Source organism: Acinetobacter sp. GQ146 (assembly GCF_059758585.1).
In genome coordinates this window covers 317,567-325,602 of sequence record NZ_JCAXDV010000004.1, presented here as the reverse complement: position 1 = coordinate 325,602, position 8,036 = coordinate 317,567, and the positions used below count along the sequence as shown (strand labels likewise).

General features: G+C 43.0%; 7 protein-coding genes and 1 tRNA gene. All 8 read left to right on the top strand.

The features are described from left to right. The first annotated feature begins 48 nt into the window (after positions 1 to 48). Positions 49 to 124, top strand: a tRNA-Trp gene (locus AC6CHI_RS09480). A 75-nt stretch (positions 125 to 199) separates the two neighbouring features. Continuing rightward, positions 200 to 640: a preprotein translocase subunit SecE gene (secE, locus tag AC6CHI_RS09475; protein ID WP_498120919.1), complete on the top strand. Its 441-nt coding sequence runs from the start codon at positions 200 to 202 to the stop codon at positions 638 to 640. Between the two features lie 7 nt (positions 641 to 647). Beyond that, positions 648 to 1,181 carry a transcription termination/antitermination protein NusG gene (nusG, locus tag AC6CHI_RS09470; RefSeq protein ID WP_100242785.1) on the top strand — a complete coding sequence of 178 codons (534 nt, stop codon included), beginning with the start codon at positions 648 to 650 and terminating at the stop codon, positions 1,179 to 1,181. Between the two features lie 115 nt (positions 1,182 to 1,296). Then, positions 1,297 to 1,725: a 50S ribosomal protein L11 gene (rplK, locus tag AC6CHI_RS09465; RefSeq protein WP_001074682.1), complete on the top strand. Its 429-nt coding sequence runs from the start codon at positions 1,297 to 1,299 to the stop codon at positions 1,723 to 1,725. 3 nt (positions 1,726 to 1,728) lie between these two features. Beyond that, positions 1,729 to 2,424, top strand: a complete 696-nt coding sequence (gene rplA, locus AC6CHI_RS09460) for a 50S ribosomal protein L1 (protein ID WP_498120917.1) — start codon at positions 1,729 to 1,731, stop codon at positions 2,422 to 2,424. A 296-nt stretch (positions 2,425 to 2,720) separates the two neighbouring features. Further along, on the top strand, positions 2,721 to 3,227 hold the full coding sequence (gene rplJ, locus AC6CHI_RS09455) for a 50S ribosomal protein L10 (protein ID WP_458892483.1): 507 nt from the start codon (positions 2,721 to 2,723) through the stop codon (positions 3,225 to 3,227). 42 nt (positions 3,228 to 3,269) lie between these two features. Beyond that, positions 3,270 to 3,638 carry a 50S ribosomal protein L7/L12 gene (gene rplL / locus AC6CHI_RS09450; protein ID WP_016168444.1) on the top strand — a complete coding sequence of 123 codons (369 nt, stop codon included), beginning with the start codon at positions 3,270 to 3,272 and terminating at the stop codon, positions 3,636 to 3,638. A 306-nt stretch (positions 3,639 to 3,944) separates the two neighbouring features. Then, complete coding sequence (gene rpoB, locus AC6CHI_RS09445; protein WP_498120915.1) at positions 3,945 to 8,033, top strand: DNA-directed RNA polymerase subunit beta; 4,089 nt, start codon at positions 3,945 to 3,947, stop codon at positions 8,031 to 8,033. Positions 8,034 to 8,036 lie beyond the last annotated feature (3 nt).

Below are 8,036 nucleotides of genomic sequence, written 5' to 3'. Positions count from 1 at the left end.
AGGTACATAAGTTTTAAGTCGAGAATTTCGATTCTCGACTTACTCTGCAGGCTAGTAGTTCAATTGGTAGAGCGTCGGTCTCCAAAACCGAATGTTGGGGGTTCGAGTCCCTCCTAGCCTGCCACTTTTTTAGTAAAAGAGCTTGATGCTGGCTAAACTAGTCATATAATAAATCGCGAATTCTACGACGAGTAAAAAAATGTCGAATGATAAATCGCGTGACGCATTAAGCGACGCGCCAATCCCTCAAAGAAATAATTCAGCTGAAGTTGTTAGTTCTGGCTCTCCATTAGATGTTGTACTATGGATTATTGCATTGATTTTGCTCATTGGTGCAACCATGGTTAATCAACACTTGCCAGCCTACTGGGCAGCAGCAAATGATATTTGGGTGCGTGTTGGTGTAATTTTGTCTTGTATCGTAGTGGCTTTAGGTTTATTATACGCCACCCATCAAGGCAAAGGCTTTGTTCGTTTGCTAAAAGATGCGCGTATTGAGTTACGTCGTGTCACATGGCCAACCAAGCAAGAAACCATGACCACATCTTGGCAGGTGCTTGCAGTAGTCCTTGTTGCATCCATTTTACTGTGGTGCTTTGATTACATTTTAGGCTGGTTAATGAAGTTTATTATCGGGTAAGAGAGCTATGAAACGTTGGTACATTATTCATGCCTATTCAGGCTATGAAAAACAAGTGATGCGTTCACTTAATGATCGAATCCAGCGTAGCGCTGTAGCCGATAGCTTTGGTGAAGTCCTCGTTCCTACTGAAGAAGTAGTGGAAATGAAGGATGGTAAGAAACGTAAGTCTGAACGTAAATTCTTTCCTGGCTATGTATTGGTCGAAATGGAAATGAATGATGAAACTTGGCACATTGTTAAAGAATGTCCAAAAGTTTTAGGTTTTATTGGTGGTACGGCAGAAAAGCCTGCACCAATTACACAACGTGAAGCAGATGCGATTCTTGCTCGCGTACGCAATACTGGTGAAGCACCTCGTCCGAAGACGATGTTTGAACCAGGCGAAGAATTACTCGTAATTGACGGTCCATTCACCGACTTTAAAGGCGTGGTGGAAGAAGTTCTGTACGATAAGTCACGTTTAACGTTGACGATTAATGTATTTAATCGACCAACACAAGTTGAATTGGAATTTCGTCAAGTCGAAAAAACAATTTAATCTGAATTGGTTAAAAACGCCCGATTTTTTGAATCGGGCATTGTTGTTGTAGTGATTTTCACTACATGAAATATTGGGGAGCTTTAAAAGGCGTTCGTACCCAGAGGTAATTGAAATGGCTAAGAAGATTGACGGCTATATCAAGCTGCAAGTTCCAGCTGGTAAAGCAAATCCATCTCCACCGATTGGTCCTGCACTAGGTCAACGTGGTGTTAACATCATGGCATTCTGTAAAGAATTCAATGCTGCGACACAAAAAGTTGAACCAGGTCTTCCAATTCCAGTAGTGATTACTGTGTACAACGACAAGTCGTTCACATTCATCATGAAAACTCCACCTGCATCTATTCTTCTTAAGAAAGCTGCTGGTATCCAAAAGGGTTCATCTGTACCTAACAAAACTAAAGTTGGTAAGTTGACTCGTGCTCAGTTAGAAGAAATCGCGACTACTAAAGAGCCAGATTTAACTGGTGCTGATTTAGACGCTCGTGTTCGTACCATCGCTGGTTCTGCACGTTCTATGGGCTTGGAAGTGGAGCTATAAGACATGGCAAAGTTAACTAAACGTCAAAAAGCCATTGCTGCTGCTATTGAAGCAAACAAAGTTTACACTTTAGAAGAAGCAGTAGCTGTTCTTGCTGGTCTTCCTGCTGCGAAATTCAAAGAATCTTTGGATGTTGCGGTAAACCTAGGTGTTGACCCTCGTAAATCTGACCAAGTTGTTCGTGGTGCGACTACACTTCCTGCAGGTACTGGTAAAACTGTACGTGTTGCTGTGTTTGCTCAAGGCGCGGCTGCAGAAGCGGCTAAAGCTGAAGGCGCTGACATCGTTGGTTTTGATGATCTTGCTGAAAGTATTCAAGCGGGTAACCTTGACTTTGACGTAGTAATTGCTGCTCCAGATGCAATGCGCGTTGTAGGTAAATTAGGTACGATCCTTGGTCCACGTGGTTTGATGCCAAACCCGAAGGTGGGTACTGTAACTCCTGACGTAGCTGGTGCAGTTAAAAATGCAAAAGCTGGTCAAGCACGTTACCGCGTAGACAAAGCTGGTATCATCCATGCTGCGATCGGTCAAGTAGATTTCTCTGCTGAAGCTGTTCGTCAAAACGTTGAAACTTTGATTGCAGACTTGAAACGCTTAAAGCCTGCAACTTCTAAAGGTGTATACATCAAAAAGATCACTTTGAGCTCAACTATGGGTCCTGGTCTTGTTGTTGATGTAAACAACGTTTCTAACTAAGTTTTTACTTAGACAGAATTTTAAAGCCCTGAGTAAAAATCAAAGCACTGCTTTGATTTTTACGCAAGAAACGCTCTGTCGTATTTTGCGAACTTAGGCAAACTTTGAATTGATAAATGTATGTTTATCAGCGTCAAAGACCTCGGGCGAAATGAGTTTTATGCTCTTTTCTTAATAGTCCAGCCTGAGTAGACGCGGTGGTGTGATTTATTCCTCCTCCGCGTGTAAGTTTGAAAGAACTTACGAATTGGGGTGTACCTAAGCAGGTACATAAATCACCGTTAGGAGGTTTTACAATGGCTCTTCTTATCGAAGACAAAAAACAGATCGTTGCAGAAGTAAGCGAAGTTGCTTCTAAAGCGTTTTCTGTTGTTGTGGCTAACTATCAAGGTTCAAGCGTAGAGCAATTGACACAACTTCGTGTTGAAGCTCGTAAGTTGGGTGTTACTACACGTATCGTGCGTAATACTTTAGCTAAACGCGCTCTTCAGGATACTCAATTTGATATCTTGAATGATGACCTTGTTGGCCCAACCATTCTCGGTTTCTCAACTTCTGAAGATGACATGGGTGCAGCTGCACGCTTGTTCGAAGAATTTGCAAAAACTAACAAAGCATTTGAACTTAAAGCTGCAGCATTTGACGGCAAAGTTTACCAAGGTGCTGAAGTTAGCGTTATCGCAAATCTTCCGAACCAAGAAAAAGCGCTTACTATGCTTGCATCTGTTCTTCAAGCTCCTATTTCGAAATTGGGTCGCCTTATTACAGCGCTCAAAGAGAAAAACGAGTCAGAAGCGGCTTAATCCTATTTCCACACCATTCAATATCCATTTGGAGTTATTCTCATGGCTTTAACAAACGAAGAAATCTTAAACGCAGTTGCTGAAAAAACAGTTCTTGAACTTGTTGAATTAATTTCTGCTTTCGAAGAAAAATTTAACGTATCTGCTGCTGCTGTAGCTGTTGCTGCTGCTCCTGGCGCTGCTGCTGCTGCTGAAGAACAAACTGAATTCAACGTTGAGTTGACTTCTTTCGGTGCTAACAAAGTTGCTGTAATTAAAGCAGTTCGTGAAGCTACTGGCCTTGGTCTTAAAGAAGCTAAAGATATGGTTGAAGGCGCTCCTGCAGTTCTTAAAGAAGGCGTGTCTAAAGAAGAAGGCGAAGAACTTAAGAAGAAACTTGAAGAAGCTGGTGCTACAGTTACTCTTAAGTAATCTTAAGAGGAGTCGATTTTTTATAATCGGCTCCACAAATTGGCTGATGGCTCTTGGGTCATCAGCCTTTTTGCGTTACAATAATCGGCTCGACTTTAATTTGTTTGATTTAAAAATCATCAAATTTAAACAATAAAGACAAATATTAAACGCTTACCAATATTTTTCTATTCAAAAAATATTGTTAAGCGTTTTAATACCACTAAAAATTGCAGCATTTGTAAACAGTGGTGGCCATATCGGCCTGCGTAATTCCTTCTAAACCCGTTCTGCAGGCGGGTTTAGTTTACTTTCCGAGGACTCCAGATGGCATACTCATATACCGAAAAGAAACGGATCCGTAAGAATTTTGGTAAATTGCCCCAAGTAATGGATGCTCCGTACTTGCTGTCGATCCAGGTCGACTCGTACAGAACATTCCTTCAAGATGGTAAAACTCCAAAAAACCGCGAAGATATCGGTCTCCAAGCCGCATTTCGTTCAGTTTTTCCTATAGAAAGTTATTCTGGCAATGCTGCTTTAGAATTTGTTGAGTATAGTCTTGGTAAACCTGAGTTTGATGTGCGCGAATGTATTCTTCGTGGCTCAACTTATGCGGCACCAATGCGCGTAAAAATTCGTTTGATCATTAAAGATCGTGAAACGAAATCAATCAAAGACGTACGCGAGCAAGAAGTCTACATGGGTGAAATGCCACTCATGACAGAAAACGGGACTTTCGTGATCAATGGTACTGAGCGTGTAATCGTATCTCAGTTACATCGTTCACCAGGCGTGTTCTTTGACCATGACAAGGGTAAAACTCACTCAAGCGGTAAAGTGCTTTATTCAGCACGTATTATTCCTTACCGTGGTTCATGGTTAGATTTTGAATTTGACGCGAAAGACTTAGTCTATGTACGTATTGACCGTCGTCGTAAATTACTTGCGACTGTGGTACTTCGTGCATTGGATTATAGCAATGAACAAATTCTAGACTTGTTCTACGAGAAAGTACCTGTCTACTTAGACATGGGTAGCTACCAAATTGACCTTGTTCCAGAACGTCTACGTGGCGAAATGGCGCAATTCGACATTGCCGACAATGACGGTAAAGTGATTGTTGAACAAGGTAAACGTATTAACGCACGTCATGTTCGTCAAATGGAAGCAGCTGGCTTAACCAAGCTTCCTGTACCAGATGAATACTTGTACGAACGTATCACTGCTGAAGACATCACTTTACGTGATGGCGAAGTCATTTCTGCCAATACACTGTTAAGCCATGAAATCATGGTGAAATTGGCTGAAGGCGGCGTGAAACAGTTCAACATTCTATTCACGAATGACATTGATCGTGGTTCATTCATCGCGGATACGTTACGTGCAGATACCACAACAGGTCGTGAAGAAGCACTTGTTGAAATCTACAAAGTAATGCGTCCAGGCGAGCCACCGACAAAAGAAGCGGCTGAAAACTTATTCAACAACTTGTTCTTCTCTTCTGAGCGTTATGACTTATCGCCAGTGGGTCGTATGAAGTTCAACCGTCGTTTAGGTCGTCCTTATGAAGTGGGTACTGACCAGAAGTCGCGTGAAGTTGAAGGTATTCTGTCGAACGATGATATCACTGATGTATTAAAAACATTGGTTGAGATCCGTAACGGTAAAGGCGAAGTGGACGATATCGACCACTTAGGTAACCGTCGTGTGCGTTCAGTTGGTGAAATGACTGAAAACCAATTCCGTGTTGGTTTGGTACGTGTTGAACGTGCTGTAAAAGAGCGTTTAAGCCAAGCTGAAACAGATAACTTGTCTCCGCAAGATTTGATCAATGCGAAACCAGTTGCTGCTGCCATCAAAGAATTCTTTGGTTCAAGCCAGTTATCTCAGTTCATGGATCAAAACAACCCATTGTCTGAGATTACACACAAACGTCGTGTATCGGCACTTGGTCCTGGTGGTTTGACGCGTGAACGTGCAGGCTTTGAGGTACGTGACGTACACCAAACTCACTATGGTCGTGTATGTCCAATTGAAACGCCTGAAGGTCCAAACATTGGTTTGATCAACTCGCTTTCTGTTTATGCGAAATGTAACAATTTCGGTTTCTTGGAAACACCATACCGTAAAGTGGTTGATGGTCGTGTAACAGACGAAGTTGAATACCTATCTGCGATTGAAGAAGTAGGCACGGTTATTGCGCAAGCCGACTCTGCAGTAGATGCAGACAATCATTTGACTGAAGAATTCGTTTCTGTACGTCACCAGGGTGATTTCGTACGTATGCCGCCTGAAAAAGTGACGCATATGGACGTATCTGCTCAACAGGTTGTATCTGTTGCTGCATCATTGATTCCGTTCCTTGAACACGATGACGCGAACCGTGCATTAATGGGTTCGAACATGCAACGTCAGGCTGTTCCGACATTATTGGCTGACAAGCCATTAGTGGGTACAGGTATGGAAGCGAACGTAGCGCGTGACTCGGGTGTGTGTGTTATCGCAAACCGTGGTGGTGCGATTGAGTACGTCGATGCTTCTCGTATCGTAATTCGTGTGAACGAAGAAGAGATGGTGGCAGGTGAAGCAGGTGTAGATATCTACAACCTGATCAAGTACACGCGTTCTAACCAAAATACATGTATCAACCAAAACGTTGTCGTGCGTATGGGCGATAAAGTTGCTCGTGGTGACGTATTGGCTGACGGTCCATCAACAGATGGCGGTGAACTTGCGCTTGGTCAAAACATGCGCGTGGCGTTCATGACGTGGAATGGTTATAACTACGAAGACTCGATCTTGCTTTCTGAGCGTGTGCTTCAAGAAGACCGTTTAACCTCGATTCACATCCAAGAATTATCATGTGTCGCACGTGATACGAAGTTGGGTGCAGAAGAAATTACAGCCGATATCCCGAACGTAGGTGAAGCTGCACTTTCTAAACTGGATGAATCAGGTATTGTTTATATCGGTGCTGAAGTTGCTGCAGGTGACATCCTTGTTGGTAAAGTCACTCCTAAAGGCGAAACTCAATTAACACCTGAAGAAAAATTGCTTCGTGCAATCTTCGGTGAAAAAGCGGCGGATGTAAAAGACTCTTCTTTACGTGTTCCGTCTGGCACTAAAGGTACGGTGATCGATGTTCAAGTCTTCACGCGTGATGGCTTAGAGAAAGATGAACGTGCACTTGCGATTGAGAAAGCTCAATTAGATGCTTACCGTAAAGACTTGAAAGAAGAATACAAAATCTTCGAAGAAGCAGCACGTGAACGTATTGTTCGCTTGTTGACCGGTCAAGAGTCTAATGGCGGTGGCGGCACTAAGCGTGGCGACAAACTTTCTGAAGATATGTTGTCTGGCCTAGAGTTAGTTGACTTACTTGAAATTCAACCGACTGACGAAGCTATTGCTGAGCGTTTAACGCAAATTCAAGTGTTCTTGAAAGAGAAGAGCTTTGAAATTGATGAGAAATTTGCTGAGAAAAAACGCAAACTTTCTACAGGTGATGAACTGACAACTGGCGTATTGAAAGTTGTGAAGGTTTACCTCGCAGTTAAACGTCGTATCCAGCCTGGTGATAAGATGGCGGGTCGTCACGGTAACAAGGGTGTTGTATCTAACATCTTGCCTGTTGAAGACATGCCGCATGATGCCAATGGTGTGCCAGTTGATATCGTATTGAACCCGTTGGGCGTACCGTCGCGTATGAACGTGGGTCAGATTCTTGAAACTCACTTGGGTATGGCAGCGAAAGGTTTGGGCGATCAAATCGATAAGATGCTCAAACAACAACGTGAAATTGCTGAATTACGTATCTTCCTTGACAAGATCTACAACAAAGTGGGCGGTCAGCAAGAAGATCTAGACAGCTTAACTGATGATGAAATCTTAACCTTGGCAGGTAACTTGCGCGCTGGTGTGCCTTTGGCTACGCCAGTATTTGATGGTGCTGAAGAAAGCCAAATCAAAGAGTTACTTGAACTTGCTGAAATTCCACGTTCTGGTCAAACAGTTCTTTATGATGGACGTACAGGTGAGCGTTTCGATCGTCCTGTAACTGTAGGTTATATGTACATGCTCAAGTTGAACCACTTGGTTGACGACAAGATGCATGCACGTTCTACTGGTTCTTACTCATTAGTAACGCAACAACCATTGGGTGGTAAAGCTCAGTTCGGTGGTCAGCGTTTCGGTGAGATGGAGGTCTGGGCACTTGAGGCTTACGGTGCAGCTTACACGCTTCAAGAAATGCTTACTGTGAAGTCGGATGACGTTGAAGGTCGTACCCGTATCTATAAGAACATTGTAGATGGTAACCATTACATGGACCCAGGTATGCCTGAGTCGTTCAACGTATTGACCAAAGAGATCCGTTCTTTAGGTATCAACATTGAACTGAAAAATGGTGACTAATTA

Excerpts from the sequence above, each read along its gene's own strand:
- secE (WP_498120919.1), top strand. The coding sequence starts at position 200 with ATGTCGAATGATAAATCGCGTGACGCATTAAGCGACGCGCCAATCCCT.
- nusG (WP_100242785.1), top strand. The coding sequence starts at position 648 with ATGAAACGTTGGTACATTATTCATGCCTATTCAGGCTATGAAAAACAA.
- rplK (WP_001074682.1), top strand. The coding sequence starts at position 1,297 with ATGGCTAAGAAGATTGACGGCTATATCAAGCTGCAAGTTCCAGCTGGT.
- rplA (WP_498120917.1), top strand. The coding sequence starts at position 1,729 with ATGGCAAAGTTAACTAAACGTCAAAAAGCCATTGCTGCTGCTATTGAA.
- rplJ (WP_458892483.1), top strand. The coding sequence starts at position 2,721 with ATGGCTCTTCTTATCGAAGACAAAAAACAGATCGTTGCAGAAGTAAGC.
- rplL (WP_016168444.1), top strand. The coding sequence starts at position 3,270 with ATGGCTTTAACAAACGAAGAAATCTTAAACGCAGTTGCTGAAAAAACA.
- rpoB (WP_498120915.1), top strand. The coding sequence starts at position 3,945 with ATGGCATACTCATATACCGAAAAGAAACGGATCCGTAAGAATTTTGGT.